At 63.8% G+C, this 20,521-nt stretch carries 18 protein-coding genes; 9 read left to right on the top strand and 9 right to left on the bottom strand.

Going from position 1 to position 20,521, the window contains the following annotated elements; translation table 11 throughout:
* Window positions 1-10: 10 nt before the first annotated feature.
* The 5 genes from phaC to B6V72_RS13400 all read left to right on the top strand — a co-directional run bounded on the left by phaC (window position 11) and on the right by B6V72_RS13400 (window position 5,774).
* Window positions 11-1,804: a class I poly(R)-hydroxyalkanoic acid synthase gene (gene phaC, locus B6V72_RS13375; protein ID WP_075775512.1), complete on the top strand. Its 1,794-nt coding sequence runs from the start codon at window positions 11-13 to the stop codon at window positions 1,802-1,804.
* Window positions 1,805-1,947: 143 nt separating this feature from the next.
* Window positions 1,948-2,397, top strand: coding sequence for a phasin, PhaP (locus B6V72_RS13380; protein ID WP_075775513.1), 450 nt, complete (start codon window positions 1,948-1,950; stop codon window positions 2,395-2,397).
* A 150-nt stretch (window positions 2,398-2,547) separates the two neighbouring features.
* A complete protein-coding gene (phaR, locus tag B6V72_RS13385; RefSeq protein WP_088720270.1) occupies window positions 2,548-3,096 on the top strand; it encodes a polyhydroxyalkanoate synthesis repressor PhaR in 549 nt (182 codons plus the stop codon).
* A gap of 293 nt (window positions 3,097-3,389) precedes the next feature.
* The gene (gene thrS / locus B6V72_RS13395; protein ID WP_075775515.1) at window positions 3,390-5,339 is read left to right on the top strand and encodes a threonine--tRNA ligase; all 1,950 of its coding nucleotides are present in this window, start codon (window positions 3,390-3,392) and stop codon (window positions 5,337-5,339) included.
* Window positions 5,340-5,567: 228 nt separating this feature from the next.
* On the top strand, window positions 5,568-5,774 hold the full coding sequence (locus tag B6V72_RS13400; RefSeq protein ID WP_075775516.1) for a cold-shock protein: 207 nt from the start codon (window positions 5,568-5,570) through the stop codon (window positions 5,772-5,774).
* Window positions 5,775-5,866: 92 nt separating this feature from the next.
* Here the strand turns inward: B6V72_RS13400 and B6V72_RS13405 are convergent, their stop codons facing one another.
* The 5 genes from B6V72_RS13405 to proS all read right to left on the bottom strand — a co-directional run bounded on the left by B6V72_RS13405 (window position 5,867) and on the right by proS (window position 10,149).
* Window positions 5,867-6,190, bottom strand: coding sequence for an ArsC/Spx/MgsR family protein (locus tag B6V72_RS13405; RefSeq protein ID WP_088735790.1), 324 nt, complete (start codon window positions 6,188-6,190; stop codon window positions 5,867-5,869).
* Window positions 6,187-6,870, bottom strand: coding sequence for an ABC transporter ATP-binding protein (locus tag B6V72_RS13410; protein WP_075775518.1), 684 nt, complete (start codon window positions 6,868-6,870; stop codon window positions 6,187-6,189). The genes B6V72_RS13405 and B6V72_RS13410 overlap by 4 nt, the downstream gene beginning before the upstream one ends.
* Entirely contained in the window at window positions 6,863-8,155 is a 1,293-nt protein-coding gene (locus tag B6V72_RS13415) for a lipoprotein-releasing ABC transporter permease subunit (RefSeq protein ID WP_088720312.1), read from the bottom strand. Before B6V72_RS13415 ends, B6V72_RS13410 begins: the two co-directional genes overlap by 8 nt.
* Before the next feature lie 145 nt (window positions 8,156-8,300).
* Window positions 8,301-8,825 (bottom strand): hypothetical protein, encoded by a 525-nt coding sequence (locus B6V72_RS13420; RefSeq protein WP_088735791.1) that lies wholly within the window; start codon window positions 8,823-8,825, stop codon window positions 8,301-8,303.
* Window positions 8,812-10,149: a proline--tRNA ligase gene (proS, locus tag B6V72_RS13425; RefSeq protein ID WP_088735792.1), complete on the bottom strand. Its 1,338-nt coding sequence runs from the start codon at window positions 10,147-10,149 to the stop codon at window positions 8,812-8,814. Before proS ends, B6V72_RS13420 begins: the two co-directional genes overlap by 14 nt.
* A 235-nt stretch (window positions 10,150-10,384) precedes the next feature.
* Between proS and B6V72_RS13430 the strand changes: the two genes are divergently transcribed.
* Genes B6V72_RS13430 through B6V72_RS13445 form a run of 4 tightly spaced genes read left to right on the top strand, consistent with a single transcriptional unit; the run spans window position 10,385 to window position 16,010 of the window.
* A complete protein-coding gene (locus B6V72_RS13430; RefSeq protein WP_088723596.1) occupies window positions 10,385-11,527 on the top strand; it encodes an AI-2E family transporter in 1,143 nt (380 codons plus the stop codon).
* A 2-nt stretch (window positions 11,528-11,529) separates the two neighbouring features.
* Window positions 11,530-12,204, top strand: coding sequence for a DnaA/Hda family protein (locus B6V72_RS13435; protein WP_088735793.1), 675 nt, complete (start codon window positions 11,530-11,532; stop codon window positions 12,202-12,204).
* 50 nt (window positions 12,205-12,254) lie between these two features.
* On the top strand, window positions 12,255-14,420 hold the full coding sequence (locus tag B6V72_RS13440) for an RNA degradosome polyphosphate kinase (RefSeq protein WP_075775523.1): 2,166 nt from the start codon (window positions 12,255-12,257) through the stop codon (window positions 14,418-14,420).
* A gap of 39 nt (window positions 14,421-14,459) precedes the next feature.
* Window positions 14,460-16,010 carry a Ppx/GppA family phosphatase gene (locus B6V72_RS13445; RefSeq protein ID WP_075775524.1) on the top strand — a complete coding sequence of 517 codons (1,551 nt, stop codon included), beginning with the start codon at window positions 14,460-14,462 and terminating at the stop codon, window positions 16,008-16,010.
* On the opposite strand, the gene B6V72_RS13450 is transcribed toward B6V72_RS13445, so the two are convergent.
* The 4 genes from B6V72_RS13450 to scpA form a co-directional block, all read right to left on the bottom strand.
* Window positions 16,007-16,435, bottom strand: a complete 429-nt coding sequence (locus B6V72_RS13450; protein WP_088735794.1) for an AAA+ family ATPase — start codon at window positions 16,433-16,435, stop codon at window positions 16,007-16,009. The genes B6V72_RS13445 and B6V72_RS13450 overlap by 4 nt on opposite strands.
* A 45-nt stretch (window positions 16,436-16,480) precedes the next feature.
* Window positions 16,481-17,488, bottom strand: coding sequence for an endonuclease/exonuclease/phosphatase family protein (locus B6V72_RS13455; RefSeq protein ID WP_075775526.1), 1,008 nt, complete (start codon window positions 17,486-17,488; stop codon window positions 16,481-16,483).
* Window positions 17,488-18,174: a TerB family tellurite resistance protein gene (locus tag B6V72_RS13460; protein ID WP_075775730.1), complete on the bottom strand. Its 687-nt coding sequence runs from the start codon at window positions 18,172-18,174 to the stop codon at window positions 17,488-17,490. The genes B6V72_RS13455 and B6V72_RS13460 overlap by 1 nt, the downstream gene beginning before the upstream one ends.
* 208 nt (window positions 18,175-18,382) lie before the next feature.
* On the bottom strand, window positions 18,383-20,512 hold the full coding sequence (scpA, locus tag B6V72_RS13465) for a methylmalonyl-CoA mutase (RefSeq protein WP_075775527.1): 2,130 nt from the start codon (window positions 20,510-20,512) through the stop codon (window positions 18,383-18,385).
* Window positions 20,513-20,521 lie beyond the last annotated feature (9 nt).

Below are 20,521 nucleotides of genomic sequence, written 5' to 3' on the forward strand. Positions count from 1 at the left end.
ATTATCGTTCATGACAACCGAGGAGACGGACAAAATTGCTGCATCGCAGAAGATGCAGGAGAACCTCGCCCGCATCGAGGAACTGACAGAGCGGATGGTCGATGCGATCGCTCAGAAGCGCCCCGTGAATCCCGCCCTCGAAGGCCCCGGCGCCGATCTCTATTTCTCCTCCTCCGCGGCCATGATGAACGAATGGCTGGAGAAACCGTCAAAGATCCTCGAAGCCCAGGTGAATTACTGGGGTCAGGCGATGAAGCATTACCTCGAAGCGCAGGAGGCGCTCGCCAAGGGCGCGTTCCGCCCGCCCGAGGACACGGGTCCTTCCGACCCGCGTTTTGCCAATCCGCTCTGGGATAGCCATCCCTATTTCAACTATATCAAACAGCAATATCAGATCGCGGCGCAGGGCGTGCGCGAGACGGTCGACAAGCTCGAAGACCTGGATCCGGTGGACCGTCAGCGGCTCCAGTATTTCTCGCGCCAGATCATCGACCTGATGGCGCCGACCAACTTCCTCGCGACCAACCCTGATGCGCTGGAAAAGGCGATCGAGACCGAGGGCGAGAGCCTCGTGAAAGGGCTCGAGAACCTCGTGCGCGACATCGAGGCGAACCGCGGCGACCTGCTCGTGACGCTGGCCGACAAGGACGCCTTCACCGTGGGCGAGAATATCGGCACCGCCGAGGGTTCGGTGATCTACCGCAACCGTCTGTTCGAGCTGATCCAGTATACGCCGACCACCGAGAAGGTACACAAGACGCCGCTTCTGATCTTCCCGCCCTGGATCAACCGCTTCTACATCATGGACCTGAAGCCGCAGAACTCGCTGATCCGCTGGATCGTCGATCAGGGCTTCACCCTCTTCGTGGTCAGCTGGAAGAACCCCGACAAGAGCTATGCCGATGTCGGCATGGATGACTACGTGCAGGAGGGCTACCTCACCGCGATCGACGAGGTGAAGAAGATCACCGGCGAGAAGAAGGTCAACGCGGTCGGCTATTGCATCGCGGGTACCACGCTGTCGCTGACGCTGGGCCTGCTGAACAAGCGCAAGGACAAGTCGATCAACTCGGCCACCTTCTTCACCACGCTCACCGATTTCTCGGATCAGGGCGAGTTCGCGGTCTTCCTGCAGGACGATTTCGTCGACGGGATCGAGCGGCAGTGCAAGGCCGACGGCGTGCTCGACAGCTATTTCATGTCGCGCACCTTCTCCTACCTGCGCTCGAACGACCTGATCTATCGGCCTGCGATCCGCAGCTACATGATGGGGGAATCCCCGCCTGCTTTCGATCTGCTGTTCTGGAACGGCGACTCGACGAACCTGCCGGGCAAGATGGCGGTCGAATATCTACGCGGCCTTTGCCAGAAGGACCGCTTCGCGCGCGAAGGCTTCGAGGTGCTGGGCGAGACGGTCAAGGTCTCCGACGTCAACGTGCCGCTGATGGCGATCGCCTGCGAGACCGATCATATCGCGCCCTGGGTCGCCTCGTTCAACGGGGTCGCGAAGATGGGTTCGAAGGACAAGAGCTTCATCCTGTCGCAATCGGGCCACATCGCCGGAATCGTCAATCCGCCCAGCAAGAAGAAATACGGCCACTACACCTCCGAGGCGCCGGTCGCGAATCCCAACGAGTGGAAAGCGCAAGCCGAGTTTCACGAGGGAAGCTGGTGGCCGCGCTGGGGCGAATGGCTGGCCAAGAAATCCGGTGCGATGGTGCCCGCACGCCAGCCCGGCGATGCCGATCACCCGATTTTGGCAGACGCGCCCGGCACTTACGTCAAAGAGATGGTAAAGATATAACCTTCCCGCTTGGGTTGTGAATTTTCTGCGGCGCAGCAAATCTTCTCTTGAAATGCTGCGCCGCAGCATGTATATACGTTGCGTAACCCAAAGGGCCCCGCCAACGTTCCAGACCACGGGCCCCAACCCAACGGAGCACTCACATGGCCAAGACCCAAGACTACACCAAGATCATGCAGGACATGATGGCGTCCTTCCCCGTCGACACCTCGAAATTCCAGGATGCGTTCAAATCGCAAGCTGCCCTCGGCGAGAAGATGTCGAAAGTGGCGCTTGAAGCTGCCGGCAAGTCGACCGAAATCTCGACCAAATGGACCAAGGGCACCCTCGACAAGATGGGCGACCTGACCAAGACCAAGGAAGAGCCCGCCGATTACGCCAAGGCGATGAGCGACTTCGCGTCGGCTTCCGCCGAGATGGCGGCCGAGAACATGGCTGCCTTCGCTGAAATCGCGAAAAAGGTTCAGATGGACACCGTCGAGCTGATGATGGCCGCTGGCAAGGACATGTCGGAAGAAGCGTCCGCCACCGTCAAGAAGGCGACCGCCGACATGACCGCTGCGTCGAAGAAAGCCGCAACGGCTGCGAAATAAGACCTCAACGCGGGCACCGGCCTCCTCCTCCCAGCCGGCCCTGCGTATCTCGGGCGCGCCTTCGCGGCGCGCCCTTTTTCTTTTATTGATTTTGGCAGCGCGGCGTCTCACAATCGCTGCACACGCATAATCCGGGGAGGATCGCATCACATGGCCGCAGACGAAAAGCCCTTGTTGATCAAGCGTTACGCCAGCCGCCGTCTCTATAATACCGAGACCAGCGATTACGTGACGCTCGAAGACATCGCGAAATTCATCCGCGAGGGGCGCGAGGTGCAGATCGTCGATCTGAAATCGGGCGACGACCTGACACGGCAATATCTGCTGCAGATCGTGGCCGAGCACGAGAGCCGCGGCGAGAACGTTCTGCCCGTCGATGTTCTGACCGATCTGGTGCGCTCCTATACCGGCGCCGCGCAATCGGTGGTGCCGCAATTCCTCGCCGCGTCTTTCGAGATGCTGCGCGAGGGGCACTCGCAGATGCTCGAGAACATGAACAAGATGCCGAATCCGATGAGCTCGATGCCGGGTTTCGAGGCGCTGCAGGCGCAGCAACAGGCCTTCTTGCAGAACATGATGGCGGGCTGGGGAACCGCCGGCTCGTCCGGCCCCGCGCCGGACGATGGCGACGATCGCGGCGAGCTGGACGCGATCAAGAAACAGCTCGCCGATCTGCAGAGCAAGCTCAACAAGATGTAAGGAGAGGCGCCCGAGAGGCGCCTTTTTCCTATCCGGCGCAAGGGGGCGCTGCCCCCTAGGCGCGTCGCGCCTCACCCCCCGGGTTATTTTCGCCAACACGAAGGGGCAGCCGCCTCTGGTCCTCGCCTTGGTCGCAATATCCCCGGGGCTCGCAGGGCGGGGTCAGACCCCCCTGCGACGTCTCCCCCACCCCCTCCCCATTGACAGCCGCGCCCTGCCCGCGCAAAAGGCTCTGGAACCATATATCCCGCAACCGGGCGTTCCGTGGGCGCCAAACCGACGAGGAGGACGACATGTCCCAGATCTCCCTCACCTTTCCCGATGGCAATTCGCGCGACTACGACGCAGGCGTGACGCCGGCCGAAGTGGCCGCCTCCATCGCACCTTCGCTGGCGAAGAAAGCGATCTCCGCACAGGTCAATGGCGCGCATTGGGACCTGCAATGGCCGATCCAGGAAGACGCGCAGATCGCCATCAACACGATGCAGGATGACGGCCCCGCGCTGGAGCTGATCCGCCACGACCTCGCCCATATCATGGCCCGTGCCGTGCAGGAGCTCTATCCCGGTGTGAAGGTCACGATCGGCCCGGTCCGCGACAATGGCTGGTTCTACGATTTCGACCGCGAAGAGCCCTTCACCCCCGAAGACCTCGGCGCGATCGAAAAGAAGATGCGCGAGATCATCAACGCGCGCGACGCCATCAAGACCGAGGTCTGGAGCCGCAAACACGCGATCGACCATTATCTGGCGACGAACGAACCCTACAAGGTCGAACTGATCAACCGGATTCCGCAAGGCGAGGACATCCGGATGTATTGGCACGGCAACTGGCAGGATCTCTGCCGTGGTCCGCACCTGCAGCATACAGGTCAGGTTCCGGCGGATGCGTTCAAGCTGACCCATGTGGCCGGCGCCTATTGGCTGGGTGACTCGAGCCGCCCGATGCTGCAGCGCATCTACGGTGTGGCCTTCAAGACCAAAAAGGACCTAAACGCCTGGGTCACGATGATGGAGGAGGCCGCCAAGCGCGACCACCGCAAGCTCGGCCGCGAGATGGACCTGTTCCACATGCAGGAAGAGGCACCGGGCCAGATCTTCTGGCACCCGAACGGCTGGACGATCTACACCGCGCTGCAGGACTATATGCGCCGCAAGCAGCGCGATGACGGCTATGTCGAGGTGAACACGCCGCAGGTGGTGAACCGCAGGCTCTGGGAAGCCTCGGGCCACTGGGAGAACTATCAGGAGAACATGTTCATCGTCGAAGTCGACGAGGATCATGCACGCGAAAAGACGGTCAACGCGCTCAAGCCGATGAACTGCCCGTGCCACGTCCAGATTTTCAATCAGGGCGTCAAATCCTATCGCGACCTGCCGCTGCGCATGGCCGAGTTCGGCTCCTGCGCGCGCTACGAACCGTCCGGCGCGCTGCACGGCATCATGCGCGTGCGCGGTTTCACGCAGGATGACGCACATATTTTCTGCACCGAAGATCAGATCGAGGCGGAAACCGAGAAATTCATCAAGTTCCTCTCGGGGATCTACGACGATCTCGGCTTCACCGACTGGCGCATCAAGCTGTCGACGCGCCCCGAGAAGCGCATCGGCAGCGATGAGAGCTGGGATTACACCGAAGCCGCGCTCGGCAACGCCTGTAAGGCCGCCGGTTACGACTACGAGATCTTCGAAGGCGAAGGCGCCTTCTACGGTCCGAAACTGGAATTCGTGCTGACCGACGCGATCGGGCGCGACTGGCAATGCGGCACGCTGCAGGTCGACACCAACCTGCCCGAGCGGCTGGATGCGGAATTCGTGGGCTCGGATGGCGAGCGCCACCGCCCCGTGATGCTGCACCGCGCGGTGCTGGGCTCGTTCGAGCGTTTCATCGGCATGCTGATCGAGAACTTCGCCGGCAAGATGCCGCTCTGGCTCGCGCCGCGTCAGGTGGTCGTCGCGTCGATCGTATCCGACGCCGACGATTACGTGCTGGAAGTGACCTCGAAGCTGCGCGCCGCCGGTATCCGCGCCGAGGCCGACACCCGCAACGAGAAGATCAACTACAAGGTCCGCGAGCACTCGCTCGGCAAGGTTCCCTATATCTTCGCGATCGGGATGAAAGAGGTCGAGGAGCGCACGGTTTCGGTCCGCAAGCTCGGCGATACCCGCACCTCCACGGTGGCGATCGACGAGATCGTGGCACAGCTGATCACCGAATCGACGCCGCCCGATTTGCGCGAATAATCGCCAATTCAACGGCCTATCTCGAATTTTCACAGACCTGTGAGGGGCTTACGCCCCTCATGGAATGTCATTGCATTTTCGCAATTCTCGGAGAGACTTGAATACGCGTGTGTTACAGACTTTCCTACCGCCTCGCTTCTGAAAAAGGCAGCCGGAAGACCCGAAAGAGACTGGCTGCACGGCCCGGACGCAATATCGCGCCGGGAGACTACGAAGGAGAAGACGGTAATGGCCACTGGCACCGTGAAATGGTTCAATTCCACCAAGGGTTATGGCTTCATCGCGCCTGACGAAGGCGGCAAGGACGTGTTCGTGCACATCTCTGCTGTCGAACGTGCGGGTCTCAAGGGGCTCGATGACAATCAGAAGATCCAATATGAGCTGCAGTCGGGTCGCGACGGCCGCTCCTCGGCATCGGATCTGGTCCTGCTCTGATCGGGCGATCGGACGGCAAGGATTTGGAACGGCGCGCATCACGGGGTGCGCGCCGTTTTTCTTATGTCAGCGTTAAGCGCGCAAGGGCGCAGTCAGAGCCATTCGGCCTGTGTGGCCTTCGCCCAGCCCAGCGTCAGCTTGTCGCCCTCGCGGATCACCGGGCGCTTCATCAGCGCGGGATGTTCGCCCAGCAGAACGGCGACAGGCTTTTCGCGCTCACTCTCGGGCAGATTGCGCCACGTCGTCGATGCACGGTTGACGATCTTGTCGCCGAACGCGCTTTCGAATTCTGCGACCTCAGCCGCCGTCAAAGGCTCTGCCCGCACATCGCGGAACTCCACGTCGCGCCCGGCCGCTTCCAAGGCCTTGTGCGCCTTGCGCACTGTGTCGCAGGTCGAAATCCCATAAACGATCATATCCCCTCCTCCAGCGCGCCGTTCTCCAGGTGCAACACGCGGTCCATCTTGGCGGCGAGCTCCATGTTATGCGTCGCGATCAGCGCGGACAGGCCCGTCTCGCGCACCAGCCCCATCAGGACGTCGAACACCGTGTCCGAGGTGGTCGGGTCGAGGTTGCCCGTAGGCTCGTCGGCCAGCAACAGGCTCGGCCCGTTCGCGAGCGCCCTGCAGAACGCCACACGTTGCTGCTCGCCACCCGATAGCGCCGAGGGGCGGTGATCCATCCGGCCCGCCATACCGACGCGGCTCAAGAGGTCCTTCGCCCGCTCTTCCGCGGCCTTGCGGCTGACGCCATTGGCCAGCTGCGGCAGCACGATATTCTCCACCGCCGAGAACTCCGGAAGCAGGTGGTGAAACTGGTAGACGAAGCCCAGCTTCTCGCGCCGCGCCGCCGTGCGTTTGCCGTCGCGCGCGCCGGTCAGATCCTCGCCATCGATCAGCACCCGACCGGAATCGGGCGTGTCCAGCAGCCCCGCGATATGCAGAAGCGTCGACTTGCCCGCCCCCGAAGGCGCGACCAGCGCCACGACCTGCCCTTTCGGAATGGTCAGATCCAGACCTTTGAGCACCGTGATCTCGTTCGGCTTGCCCCGGTTGTAGCACTTTTCCAACTGTTCGCAGATCAGCACGTCATTCATAGCGCAGCGCCTCCACCGGGTTCATGCGCGCGGCACGGCGCGCCGGGAAGATGGTCACGATGAAGCTCAGCGCCAGCGACAGCGTCACCGCCTTGGTCACGTCCCAGGGCTGCAATTTCGCGGGCAGATGGTAGATGCCGCGGATCGACGGATCCCATGCATCGCCGCCATTGAGCCAGTTTACGAAGCCCATGACGTGGTCGATATTCACCGAGAACAGCACCCCGATCGCCAGCCCCGCGAGCGTCCCGATCACCCCGGTGAACGCGCCGCAAAGGAAGAAGACCCGCAGGATCGACCCCTCGCTAAGCCCCATCGTGCGCAGGATGCCGATGTCGCGGCCCTTGTTCTTCACCAACATGATCAGTCCCGATGTGATGTTCATCGACGCGATCAACACGAGGATCGAGAGGATGATGAACATTACGTTGTCTTCGACCGTCAGCGCGCGCAGGAAGCTCGACGATGCGTCCTTCCATGTCCACAAAAGCGTGCCCTTGCCGCTCGCATCCATGATCGCGGGCTCCCATTCGGCGATGCGCTCGGGATCGGCCACGTCCACGTCGATCTCATCGACCCCGCCCTCGCGGTTGAAGAAGCTCTGCGCCTCCTTGAAGGGCATATAAAGCCGCGTCTGGTCGATGTCGTAACGCCCGGCCGAGAAAACATAGGAGACCTTGTAGGCGTTCACGCGCGGGCTTGTGCCCGACGGGGTCTTCGCCCCATTGGGCGAAATCACCTTGACCGTGTCGCCCACCGTCACGCCCAGATCGCGCGCCATGCCGATGCCGATCGCGATGCCTTCACCGTAATTGTCGATATCGCCCTGCGCATCTTCGGAATGCGCGATATTGGGGATGTTCTTCAGATCCGACAGCGCCAGACCGTAGACATCCGCCACGTTGGAACGATCGCCGAAGCTGACCATCGCCTGACCGCGCACCGCCGGCGCGGCGCTCACCACGCCCGGGATCGCCTTGATCCGATCGGTGCGCTCGGCATAGTCGCGGATCAGCTTGGAATAGACGCCCGAGCCCTCCGCCACTTCCATCGGTGCGGAATAGACGGTGATCTGCGGATTCGAACCGACGATGGTCGAGACGAACTCGGCGCGAAAGCCCGCGCGCACGGCCAAGGTCGCGATCAGGGCGGCCACGCCAAGCGCGATGCCGATCAGGGAAATCCATGTCATGACCGAGACGCCACCTTCGGCGCGGCGCGCGCGCAGGTAGCGCCATGCGATCATGAACTCGAAACGGGAAAACGGGGCAGTGCGTGCGGCCATCGGCTCCATCCACGAAAATTCGGCGCAAGCTGGCGCGGCGGGGTCGAAAGGTCAAGCCTGCGCCCGGTCATAGCGGCGAGAGCGCGCCTCTTCGGCTTGGTCGAAATATCCCGGGGGCACCCGGGACGGGCGGGGGCAGAGCCTCCTATTTGCAGCCCAGCGTGCCGGGCACATCCGCCAGAAGCGGTGCCATCGCCTCGGCCAGATCGGCGGGGTAATCGGTCTGCACCGAGGCAAGCACCGCCTCGCCCGCGCACTTGAGCCGCTGCGTCTTGCGCAGCGTCACCTTGCCGAACACGTCCTTGGAGCGGATCGCAAACCCGTCTTCGGTCATCTCGTCCGACAGCACCGTATCGCCATCGAGCAGGATCGTGTGCAGGAGTTGTTCATGCGCGGCCGTAAGGTCCGCGCCCGCATCGGCATGGGCACGCAGCGCGACATGGGCGGTCTTGTGCGGGTCGATATCGGGCGCGGAGAACAGGATGCCGCCGCCCGGCATCTCGTCCGACGTCCAGCCCTTCGGCACCCTGGCCGAAATACCGAGCGCATCGCTCGACCACGGCACGAGACCTTGGCCGGCGCCCTGCCCCGTGCCTTCGGCCAAAGCGGGTCCGGCGAGCAAGCCCGCCGCGACCGCGCTGGCGGCAAGGATCAGATCAAAGCCCTTCATAGATGCCCGCGATCTTCTCGACCGCCTCTTCAGCCGGCATCTCCTCGCTCTCGCCGGTGCGGCGGCAAGTCAGTTCAACCTTGTTGGCCGCGATCCCGCGCGGACCGACGGTAATGCGCCACGGCAGGCCGATCAGGTCCATGGTGGCGAATTTCGCGCCCGCGCGCTCTTCGCGGTCGTCATAGAGCGGGTCGAGCCCGTGGTCGAGGAACGCGCGGTAGAGCGCCTCGCAGGCGCTGTCGCAGCTGACATCGCCCTGCTTGAGGTTGACGATGCCAACATGGAACGGCGTCACACCCTCGGGCCAGATGATGCCCTTGTCGTCGTGGTTCGCCTCGATCAGCGCGCCGACGAGACGGCTCACGCCGATCCCGTGCGAGCCCATATGGACCGGCACCTTCGCGCCATCCGGGGTCTGAACGGTTGCGCCCAATGCCTCGGAATATTGCGTGCCAAAATAGAAGATCTGGCCGACCTCGATCCCGCGCGCGACGCGGCGACGCTCTTCGGGGACCTCGTTGAAGACCGCCTCGTCATGGGTCTCGTCGGTGCGGGCATAGCGCGAGGTGAATTCCTCCAGCACGCCCTGGCACTGCGCCACGTCGTCATAATCGATTTCGCGGTCGCCGAAGGTCAGATCGGTGATCTCGCTGTCGTAGAACACCTCCGACTCGCCCGTTTCGGCCAGCACGAGGAATTCATGGGTGTAATCGCCGCCGATCGGGCCGCTATCGGCGCGCATCGGGATCGCCTGCAGGCCCATGCGCTCATAGGTGCGCAGGTAGCTGACGAGGTGGCGGTTATAGGCGTGCAGCGCGTCTTCCTTCGACAGATCGAAGTTGTAGCCGTCCTTCATCAGGAATTCGCGGCCGCGCATCACGCCGAAGCGCGGGCGGATCTCGTCGCGGAATTTCCACTGGATCTGATAGAGCGTCAGCGGCAGCTGCTTGTAGCTAGAGACATGGGCGCGGAAGATGTCGGTCACCATCTCCTCGGCCGTGGGCGAGTAAAGCATATCGCGGCCCTGCCGGTCGGTGATCCGCAGCATCTCTTCGCCATAGCCGTCATAACGGCCCGACTCGCGCCACAGATCGGCCGATTGCAGCGTCGGCATCTGGATCGCGAGGTGGCCGGCGCGCGCCTGCTCTTCGTGCACGATCTGCTCGATCCGGCGCAGCACCTTGAAGCCCATCGGCAGCCAGGAATAGATCCCGGCCTGCTGCTGCTTGATCATACCCGCACGCAGCATCAGCCGATGCGAGGCGATCTGCGCCTCGGCGGGGGTTTCCTTGAGAACGGGAAGAAAATAGCGGGACAGGCGCATGAGCGGTCCTTCGAGGGTTGGTGTCAGACGTTGCGTTTGGCCTAGAGGAAACGGGGGCGTTGGGCAAGATGGTGGCGTCGGACGCGGGTGTCGCATATGAGGGGCTCCGCCCCTGGCGCATCCGCGCCTCCCCCGGGATATTTCCGCCAAGAGGAAGGGGCACGCGCGCCCAAGTCTTGATTTCCCACCGCATTTCGCCACGTTAGAGCGAACGCACCGCCGAGAAGGACCACGCATGGCCCTGCCTGCCCGCCAGCAAGTCACCTATTGGTCCGTCGCCGCCTTGGTGCTGGTCCTGTCGCTGTGGTGGCTGGGAAATGTCATCCTGCCGTTCATCATGGGCGGCGCGATCGCTTATTTCCTCGACCCGCTGGCCGACCGGCTGGAGAAACTTGGCCTGAGCCGCGCGGCCTCCACCGCGATCATCGGGCTGGTGACGGTGCTGATCTTCGTGATCCTTGCACTGGCCGTGGTGCCGATGCTGGCGCGTCAGCTGGCGCAGCTGGTTGCGCTGGCGCCCGATCTTCTGTCGTCGTTGCAGGCCTTCCTGAACGAGCGGTTCCCCAACCTCCTGCAGAACTCGGTCGTGAACGACACGCTCAACAGCCTCGGCGGCGCAATCAAGGCGCGGGGCGGCGAGCTGGCGGCGACTCTGCTGAGTTCGGCGATGACGCTGGTCAACGTCGTCGTCTTCATCGTCGTGGTGCCGGTCGTGGCCTTCTACATGCTGCTCGACTGGGACCGGATGGTGGCCAAGATCGATGGCTGGCTGCCGCGCGATCACGTCCAGACGATCCGCACCATCGCGCGCGACATCGACCGGGTGCTTTCGGGCTTCGTGCGCGGCCAGGTCACGGTCTGCCTCGTGCTCGGCGGTTTCTACGCGATCGCGCTGATGGCGGCGGGGCTCGATTTCGGGCTGCTGGTGGGATCGGTCGCCGGCGCGCTGACCTTCATCCCCTATATCGGCGCGATCATCGGCGGAACGCTCGCTATCGGCCTCGCGCTGTTCCAGTTCTGGGGCGAGTGGTTCAATATCGGCATCGTGGCGGGCATCTTCGTGCTCGGCCAGTTTCTCGAAGGCAATTTCGTCACTCCCAAACTCGTGGGCGATTCGGTCGGGCTGCATCCGCTCTGGCTGATCTTCGCGCTGTCCGCTTTCGGCACTTTGTTCGGTTTTGTGGGCATGTTGGTCGCCGTTCCCGTCGCTGCGGTGATCGGAGTGGTTGCGCGCTTCTTCATCGACCAATATCTGCAAGGGGCGCTTTACCGAGGGCAAACGGAGCGCGAGCCAACAGCCCATCCGCCGATCTCCCTGATCAACGAGGAGACCGGAGAAGTGACGGGCGCGACCGAGACGACCGAACACGAGAACTGAGAATGGCCGAGCAGTTGACCTTCCCGCTTCACCTGCGTTCCGCGCAGGGGCGTGAAGACTTCTTCATCTCCCCAGCCAATGCGCTGGCCGTGACGACCCTCGACGCGCCCGAAACATGGCCGCTGGGCCGGATGATCCTGATCGGGCCGGAGGGCGCGGGCAAGACGCATCTCGCGACGATCTGGGCCGACGAACAGGGCGCGGAGATTCTGCCCGCCCGCAATCTCACCGAAGATATGGCCCCCGCGCTCGTCGCCAAGGGCGCCGCCGCGATCGAACGGGCCGAAACGCTCGGCGCCGACGAGGCGGGGCAACGCGCGCTCTTTCACCTGCACAACCTGATGCAGGCCGAAGGCGGGCGGCTTCTTCTGACCGCGCGCACACCGCCCCGCGACTGGGGATTGAGCCTGCCCGACCTGATCAGCCGGATGGAAGCGACGGCGACGGTGCGCATCACGCCGCCCGATGACGCGCTGCTGGCGGCCGTCCTGGTGAAGCTGTTCTCCGACCGGCAACTGACCGTGCCGCCGAACCTGATCGGCTGGCTGGTGACGCGGATGGACCGCTCTCTCGCGACCGCGCGCAAACTGGTCGCGGCGCTCGATCGGCAGGCACTCGCACAGCGCCGCGCGATCACGCAAAGACTAGCCGCCGAGGTTCTGGACAGTCTCGATTGAGCCGCGCAAACTGTCATGGAGCCATTACAAAATCCAACGATAAGCGCGCCATGACCCAAGCAGATTTCCTCAAGACCCCCTTCCCCACGCCGATCACGCTGCCCGAGGCGGAGATCAGCGGCCCCGGTCGTTTCTTCAACCGGGAACTGAGCTGGCTGGCGTTCAACTGGCGGGTTCTGGAAGAGGCGCGCAACCCGCGCGTGCCGCTGCTGGAGCGCGTGCGTTTCCTTTCGATCTCGGCCACCAACCTCGACGAATTCTACACCGTGCGGGTCGCGGGCCTGATGGAGCTTGTGCGCGAGAGCAACGTGAACCCCTCCGATGACGGGCTCACCCCCGCCGAGCAGCTGGAGAAGATCAACGCCAACGCGCGGCGGTTGATGGACACGCAGCAGGCGACGTGGTCAGCGCTCAAGCGCGAGATGGATCATGAGGGCATCCATGTCGTCACCCGCTCGCGTCTGACCAAGCGTGATCTCGACTTCCTGTCGGATCACTTCCTCAACAACGTCTTCCCGGTGCTCTCGCCGCTGGCGATCGACCCGGCCCACCCTTTCCCTTTCATCCCGAATACCGGCTTCTGCCTCGCGCTGGAACTGGAGCGCGAAAGCGACCAGCGCCGGTTGCAGGCGCTGCTGCCGATCCCGGCCCAGATCGACCGCTTCGTGCGCCTGCCGGGCGAGGCGCGGTTCCTGCCGCTCGAGCAGCTTCTGATGCTGCATCTGAGCTCGCTCTTCCCGGGCTACAAGGATGTGGGCTCGTGCTCGTTCCGGGTGCTGCGCGACAGCGATCTGGAAGTCGAGGACGAGGCCGAAGACCTCGTGCGCGAGTTCGAGACCGCGCTGAAGCGCCGCCGCCGCGGTCAGGTCATCCGCATGTCGGTCTCGCCGGGCGCGCCGGAAGACCTGCAGGCGCTGGTAATGCGCGAGTTGCATGTCGATCCCGAAGAGGTGGTCGAGGAAAAGGGCCTAGTGGGCATCGCCGATGTGAAGGAACTGATCCTCGGCGAGCGCCCCGATCTGCTCTGGCCGCCCTTCATGCCGCGCGTGCCCGAACGCGTGCAGGACCACGAGGGCGACATGTTCGCCGCGATCAAGCAGAAGGATATCCTTCTGCACCATCCCTACGAGACCTTCGATCTGGTGGTGCGCTTCATCGATCAGGCGGCGAACGACCCGAACGTGCTGGCGATCAAGCAGACGCTCTATCGGACGTCGAAAGACAGCCCCGTCGTGTCGTCGCTCTGCGAGGCGGCGGAGAATGGCAAATCCGTGACCGCGCTCGTGGAGTTGAAGGCCCGGTTCGACGAGGCCGCCAATATCCGCCAGTCGCGGCGGCTGGAGCGCGCAGGCGCCCATGTCGTCTACGGGTTCATCAACTACAAGACCCACGCCAAGATCTCGACCGTGGTGCGCCGCGAGGGCGACCATCTCGTGACCTATACGCATTACGGCACCGGCAACTACCACCCGATCACGGCGAAGATTTACACCGATTTGAGCTTCTTTACCTGCGATGCCGCGCTCGGGCGCGATGCGACCAAGGTCTTCAACTACCTCTCGGGCTATGTGCAGCCCGAGGGTCTCGAAAACATCGCGATCTCGCCAATCACGCTGAAGCCGCGCCTGCTGCAGTTGATCGACCGCGAGATCGAACACGCCAAGGCGGGAAAACCCGCCGCGATCTGGGCGAAGATGAATTCGCTGATCGAATCCGACGTGATCGACGCGCTCTACAAGGCCTCGCAGGCGGGGGTGAAAATCTCTCTCGTGATCCGCGGCATCTGCGGCATCCGTCCCGGCATCAAGGGCCTGTCCGAGAATATCCGCGTGAAATCCATCGTCGGGCGGTTCCTCGAACACTCGCGCATCGTGTGCTTCGGTAATGGCCATGCCCTGCCGTCGAACGACGCGCGCGTGTTCTTCTCCTCCGCCGACTGGATGGGGCGCAACCTCAACCGCCGGGTGGAGACGCTGGTCGAGGCCAAGAACCCCACGGTGAAGGCGCAGATCGTCAGCCAGATCATGGCGGCGAACATGGCCGACGAGGCGCAAAGCTGGATTTTGCAGCCCGACGGCAAGTTCATCCGCCACCTGCCCGACGACCGCGAGGACCTGTTCTCCTGCCACCGGTTCTTCATGGAATACCCCTCGCTCTCGGGCCGCGGTTCCGCTGGGGCAAGCGATGTTCCCGAACTTGCCCATAGCTTCGACTAGCCCTAGCTTTGGGGTCGAACGACTCGAACGGACGGGCACATGAGCAAAGACAAAGCGGCGCCGGCACTCGATGACAGCGACGATTGGGACCCGTTCGGCCAACCTCTCTTCGACGATCCGTCCGTGCGCGCGCTCTCGCGCGTCGGCGTCGTCGATATCGGCTCGAACTCGATCCGGATGGTGGTGTTCGACGGGGCGGCGCGCAGCCCGGCCTATTTCTTCAACGAGAAGGTCATGGCGGGTCTCGGTCAAGGTCTCGCAGAGACTGGCCAGCTGAACCCCGAGGGGCGCGAGCGCGGCCTGATCGCGCTCAAACGCTTTGCCGCGCTCGCCGAAGGGATGGAGATCGGCCCGCTCACCTGCGTCGCGACCGCCGCGATGCGCGACGCCGAGGACGGCCCTGAGTTTCACCGCAAGATCGAGAAAGAGACCGGCCTCAAGGTCCATATCGTCGACGGGCTCGAAGAGGCGCGCCTTTCCGCGCAAGGGGTGCTACTTGGCTGGCCCGAGGCCGAAGGCCTCGTCTGCGATATCGGTGGCAACTCGATGGAATTGGCCGAGATTCGCGGCGGCAAGGTCTGGCGCCGTGCCACCTCGCAGCTCGGCCCCTTCCGCCTGCAGCAGATCGCGGGCGGCAAGAAGGCCATCACCGCGCATATTCAGGCGACGATGCAGGAGTTGGCCGAGAAGGTCGGGACCGAGCATGAACGCATCTACCTCGTCGGCGGCTCGTGGCGCGCCATCGCGCGTCTCGACATGGAACGGCGCGACTATCCGCTGCTGGTGATGCACGAATACCGGATGAAGCCCGACGAGCTGGGCGAGACGATCGACTGGATCGGCAAGTCCGACCTCGAGAAGCTGCGCGCCAATACCGGCACCTCCGCCGCGCGGATGGAACTGGTCCCGCTCGCGAGCCAGGTGCTGCGCGAGTTGATCGCGACCTTCCAGCCCAAGGAGATCGACGTCTCCGCCTACGGGATCCGCGAAGGGCTGCTTTACGAGCAGATGCCCGAACGCCTGCGCCGCCGCGATCCGCTGGTGGAGGCCGCGCGCCATACCGAGCGCGTGATGAGCCGGATGCCCGGCTTCGGCAAGAAGCTCCACGCCTTCATCGAGCCGATCTTCGGGCCGCTCCCGCCCGAGAAATTCCGCCTCGTGCGCGCGGCCTGCCTGCTGCATGACACGACGTGGCGCACCCATCCCGATTACCGCGCCGAGGCCTGTTTCGAGAACGTCACCCGCGCGAACTATTCGGCCATGTCCCACCCCGAGCGGATCTGGCTCGGCGTGGCGCTCCTGCACCGCTACAAGAACTCGCGCAACGGCTCGCGGCTGGAGCCGTTCCTGCCGCTGCTGACCGAAGAGCAGATCCAGGAGGCGGAAGTTCTGGGCAAGGCGATGCGCTTCGGCGCGATGTTCGCGACCCACAGCCCCGCCGATGCGGGCGAGTTGAAATATTCCGCCAAGAAGGGCGTTTTGGAGCTGAAGCTGACCAAGCGCGGCAAGGCGCTCATGGGCGAGGTCGCCGAGTCGCGCTTCCGCTCGCTCGCGGGCGCGCTGAAGGCCGATCCGATCATCACGGATTAAAGCTCGATCCCGCCCTCCGGGATCTCGATCGGCCCACCTTTCTCCGGGTCGTCTTTTTGCGGCGCATCCTCCGGTGGCTCGGTCATCAGGGGCGGCGGCGGCGGTGCATCCGGGTCGCGCCGCATGATGATATCGCCATTGGGCAGCCGCTCGGGCGCGCCGTAATTCGCCATATCGTCGACCAGCGCGAGGAACTGGCGCAGCTTCGGCCCCAACTGGGTCGCGGCCTCCCCCAAGCCTTCCTGCATCTCGTCGAGCTGCGGCTTCATCTCTCCCATCAGCCCGCGAAACAGCGTCTGCGCCCCTTCCTGCAATAAGGAGAATCCGCGATCGACATCGCCGCCAGCGTCGCCCCCCTCATCCTGCGCGGAGACGGGCGTGGCCAGAAGGGCGAACGAGAGAGCGATGACGAGCGGCTGTTTCATGGCTCCGATCCTACGCGGAAGCGGGACGAAAATCACGCCCCTCGCTCAGTCGATATCGACCGAGACGGGAAAATGATCGGAGGCCTGCAACAGCGCCTCGCGCAGCTCGGGCACGCGGTAGATATGCGGATCGTCGAACGGGTGCCAGATTCTCCACGCCGTCGCCCGCGCCGCCAGATCGGGTGAGAGCATCACGTAATCCAGCATGGCCGAGAAATACTGCTTCTGATCCACGAGATAGAACCGCGCGGAACTGGGCGCGGCGGCCGTATGATGGGCTTTCGACAGCCGCGCATGCGGGTCGCGGAGGCGCACCGCGTCGGGCCCACCCTCGCCCGCGACGATCTCGACGCCCGAGCGCCCGAACAGCTTCTCGTACTCGTCGAGCCCCGGACCGTCGTTGAAATCGCCGAGCACGATCAGGCTGTCGCCCGCCGCCAGATGCTCCTCCACGCGCCCCCGGATCCAGATCGACTGTGCCAGCTGCTTGCGCCGGTTCTCGATCGCCATGCGGGTCGCTGTCTCCAGGCTCGTCGCGCCATGCGGAGCTTTCGACTTCACATGCACGCCGATCATCCGCATCACCTCCCCGGACCGCGTCCCCAGAACGACTTCCAGGGGCGGCTTGGAAAAGGTGACCGTATCCATCCGCGCATCGATATCGAGGTCGATCCGGAGACTGCCGTCGAAACGCGGCCACGCCTCCGAGCTTTGCGGATCATGCCGCGCCGTCACGACATCGGGGTCGTAGAGCAACGCCAGTTCCTGCTGCGTGTCGTTGGAAAAGCCAAGAAGCGCGCGCCGCTGACGCAACCCGAAGCGCTCCGCAAAGGCTTCGAGCATATCGACCGTCTTGTGGCGGTGGTTGTCGTCGGGCGCCTCGACCACCAGAAGCACATCGGCCTCCAGCGCGCTCATCACTATCGCGATCGCCCCGGTCTGCTGGCTGCGCGTCACATTGTAGCGCGCCGACCACTGATCATCGTCGAGTAGCGCCCCGTTACGGTCGAAAAGACTGTTGAACCACTCGATATTCCAAGTGGCGATCCGCATCAGGCGTCCGCATGGCTGGCGCGGATTTCCTCCCAGGCCTTGTTGAGCGCGATCACCCGCGCCTGCGACAGCTGCACCGCCTCTTCCGGCAGGCCGCGCGCAATCGCCCGGTCGGGATGGGCCTCGCGCACCTTGTTGCGCCAGACCTTGCGTACTTCGGGAAGCGGCGTGCCCGGTTCGACCTCGAGCACCGACCACGGATCGGGATCGGCATCCTCCACGAAGGCGGAGCGCATCGCACGGAAACAGCATTCCTCCAGCCCGAAGATCCGCGCGACTTCCAGCAGGAAGGCATCCTCGCCCTCATGGTAATCGCCATCGGCCAGCGCGATGAAGAACAGCCCTTCGAGCACGTCTTTCAGCACGTCCGCGCCGGGACCAAACATGTTGGCGATCTTGCGGGCATAGGCGTCGAAACCCGCCACATCGGTGCGCGCCATGTTGAAGACGCGCGCAGCATTGGCTTCCTCTTCCGGCGGGATCTGGAAGATGCGCCGGAACGCCGCGACCTCGTCGCGCGTCACCTGCCCATCCGCCTTTGCCATCTTCGCACCGAGTGCGATCACCGCGATGGTGAAGGCGACAGAACGCTCCGGCGGCTGGCGCAGATTGTCGAAAACGGTCGACAACGCCTCGCCCCGCCCGAGAGCGGAGAGTGCTTGCGCGATGCGCGACCAGAGAGAAATGGGCCTGTCCATGGTTCAAGTTTAGCCGCGCTGCGGCGGAAATGCACCCGCGCAAATCCGGCCTGTGATTAAATCGTTGTAATATTTTGAATGAACGGCGGCGCGCAGAGTTCCCCCGCGCGCCGCTTAAGACCGATCAAGGTCGAAGTTCGGGCTTGACCAAATATCCCGGGGGGCGCGTCAGCGCGGGGGCAGAGCCCCCTCGCTCTCAGGCCCGCGCCTGCCGCACGATGTCGAGAATTTCGCGCGCGGCCAGCGGGATATTGGTCCCCGGCCCGAAGATCGCCTTCACGCCCGCCTTCTTGAGAAAGTCGTAATCCTGCTGCGGGATCACGCCGCCGCAGATCACGATGATATCCTCGGCGCCCTTCTCTTTCAGCGCCGCGATCAGCTTCGGCGCGAGGGTCTTGTGACCCGCCGCCTGCGACGAAATCCCGACCACGTGGACATCGTTGTCGATCGCATCCTGCGCGGCTTCTTCCGGCGTCTGGAACAGTGGGCCCACATCGACGTCGAAGCCGATATCGGCAAAGGCCGTCGCGATCACCTTGGCGCCGCGGTCGTGGCCGTCCTGACCCATCTTCACCACCAGCATCCGCGGGCGGCGGCCCTCTTCCTCGGCGAAGGCCTCAACGTCCTTCTGGATCTGCGCGAAGCCCTCGTCGCCGTCATAGGCCGCACCATAGACACCTGCGAGCGTCTTCACCTCGGCGCGGTGACGTCCGAACACCTTTTCCATCGCCATTGAAATCTCTCCCACAGAGGCCCGGGCGCGTGCAGCTTCCACCGCCGCTTCGAGCAGGTTGCCACCTTCAGAGGCGCGGCGCGTCAGCTCGGCCAGCGCCGCCTCGCAGGCTGCCTCGTCGCGGCTTGCGCGCATCTTCTCGAGCCGCGCGATCTGGTTGTCGCGCACTTTCGCGTTGTCGATGTCGAGGATATCCAGCTCATCCTCGGTCTCGCGGCGATACTTGTTCACACCGACCACGACATCCTCGCCCCGGTCGATCAGCGCCTGACGCCGGGCGGCCGTTTCCTCGATGCGCAGCTTGGGCATGCCCGAGGCCACGGCCTTCGTCATGCCGCCCATCTCCTCGACTTCCTCGATCAGCTCCCAGGCCTTCTCGGCCAGTTCCGCCGTGAGGCTCTCGACGTAGTAGGAGCCCGCCAGCGGATCGACCACATTGGTGATCCCCGTTTCTTCCTGCAGGATCAGCTGCGTGTTGCGCGCGATCCGGGCCGAGAACTCGGTGGGCAGCGCAATTGCCTCGTCGAGCGCATTGGTGTGCAGCGACTGCGTGCCGCCCAGCGCTGCCGACATCGCCTCGTACGCCGTGCGGATCACGTTGTTATAGGGATCCTGCTCCGCCAGCGAGACGCCCGAAGTCTGGCAGTGCGTGCGCAGCATCGAGCTTTGCGGCTTCTTCGGCTCGAACTCTTCCATGATCCGGCTCCACAGCAGGCGTGCTGCGCGCAGCTTGGCGGCCTCCATGAAGAAGTTCATCCCGATCGCGAAGAAGAAGCTCAGACGGCCTGCGAACTTGTCGACATCCATCCCCGCCTTGATCGCCGTGCGAACATATTCGCGCCCGTCGGCCAGCGTGTAGGCCAGCTCCTGCACGAGGTTCGCGCCGGCCTCCTGCATGTGGTAGCCCGAGATCGAGATCGAGTTGAACCGCGGCATCTCGTTCGAGGTGTATTCGATGATATCCGCGATGATCCGCATCGAGGGCTCGGGCGGATAGATGTAGGTGTTGCGGACCATGAACTCCTTGAGGATGTCGTTCTGGATCGTGCCCGACAGAACGCTGCGGTCATGGCCCTGCTCTTCGCCGGTGACGATGAAGTTGGCGAGGATCGGGATCACCGCGCCGTTCATCGTCATCGAGACCGAAATCTGATCGAGCGGGATGCCGTCGAACAGGATCTTCATGTCCTCGACGCTATCGATCGCGACACCCGCCTTGCCGACATCGCCCTCGACGCGCGGGTGATCGCTGTCATAGCCACGGTGGGTCGCCAGGTCGAAGGCCACCGACACGCCTTGCTGCCCGGCAGCGAGCGCCTTGCGATAGAAGGCGTTCGACTCCTCGGCGGTCGAGAAGCCCGCATATTGCCGGATCGTCCACGGACGGCCCGCATACATCGTGGCGCGCGGTCCGCGCGTGAAGGGCGACAGGCCCGGCATGGTGCCCAGATGGTCGAGCCCCTCCACGTCCTCTTCGGTGTAAAGCGGCTTGACCGCGATCCCTTCGAGCGTGTTCCAGGTCAGGTCCTCGAACGGCCTGCCACGCAGTTCCTTCTCGGCGAGCTTGCGCCAGTCCTCTTTCTTGTCCGTCATGGCCAAATC

The sequence above is a fragment of the Thioclava sp. F34-6 genome (assembly GCF_002213235.1).
Classification (GTDB): domain Bacteria; phylum Pseudomonadota; class Alphaproteobacteria; order Rhodobacterales; family Rhodobacteraceae; genus Thioclava; species Thioclava nitratireducens.

Bases quoted from the DNA above. Each gene is read 5' to 3' on its own strand.
- phaC (WP_075775512.1), top strand. From the start codon at position 11: ATGACAACCGAGGAGACGGACAAAATTGCTGCATCGCAGAAGATGCAG.
- B6V72_RS13380 (WP_075775513.1), top strand. From the start codon at position 1,948: ATGGCCAAGACCCAAGACTACACCAAGATCATGCAGGACATGATGGCG.
- phaR (WP_088720270.1), top strand. From the start codon at position 2,548: ATGGCCGCAGACGAAAAGCCCTTGTTGATCAAGCGTTACGCCAGCCGC.
- thrS (WP_075775515.1), top strand. From the start codon at position 3,390: ATGTCCCAGATCTCCCTCACCTTTCCCGATGGCAATTCGCGCGACTAC.
- B6V72_RS13400 (WP_075775516.1), top strand. From the start codon at position 5,568: ATGGCCACTGGCACCGTGAAATGGTTCAATTCCACCAAGGGTTATGGC.
- B6V72_RS13405 (WP_088735790.1), bottom strand. From the start codon at position 6,190: ATGATCGTTTATGGGATTTCGACCTGCGACACAGTGCGCAAGGCGCAC.
- B6V72_RS13410 (WP_075775518.1), bottom strand. From the start codon at position 6,870: ATGAATGACGTGCTGATCTGCGAACAGTTGGAAAAGTGCTACAACCGG.
- B6V72_RS13415 (WP_088720312.1), bottom strand. From the start codon at position 8,155: ATGGCCGCACGCACTGCCCCGTTTTCCCGTTTCGAGTTCATGATCGCA.
- B6V72_RS13420 (WP_088735791.1), bottom strand. From the start codon at position 8,825: ATGAAGGGCTTTGATCTGATCCTTGCCGCCAGCGCGGTCGCGGCGGGC.
- proS (WP_088735792.1), bottom strand. From the start codon at position 10,149: ATGCGCCTGTCCCGCTATTTTCTTCCCGTTCTCAAGGAAACCCCCGCC.
- B6V72_RS13430 (WP_088723596.1), top strand. From the start codon at position 10,385: ATGGCCCTGCCTGCCCGCCAGCAAGTCACCTATTGGTCCGTCGCCGCC.
- B6V72_RS13435 (WP_088735793.1), top strand. From the start codon at position 11,530: ATGGCCGAGCAGTTGACCTTCCCGCTTCACCTGCGTTCCGCGCAGGGG.
- B6V72_RS13440 (WP_075775523.1), top strand. From the start codon at position 12,255: ATGACCCAAGCAGATTTCCTCAAGACCCCCTTCCCCACGCCGATCACG.
- B6V72_RS13445 (WP_075775524.1), top strand. From the start codon at position 14,460: ATGAGCAAAGACAAAGCGGCGCCGGCACTCGATGACAGCGACGATTGG.
- B6V72_RS13450 (WP_088735794.1), bottom strand. From the start codon at position 16,435: ATGAAACAGCCGCTCGTCATCGCTCTCTCGTTCGCCCTTCTGGCCACG.
- B6V72_RS13455 (WP_075775526.1), bottom strand. From the start codon at position 17,488: ATGCGGATCGCCACTTGGAATATCGAGTGGTTCAACAGTCTTTTCGAC.
- scpA (WP_075775527.1), bottom strand. From the start codon at position 20,512: ATGACGGACAAGAAAGAGGACTGGCGCAAGCTCGCCGAGAAGGAACTG.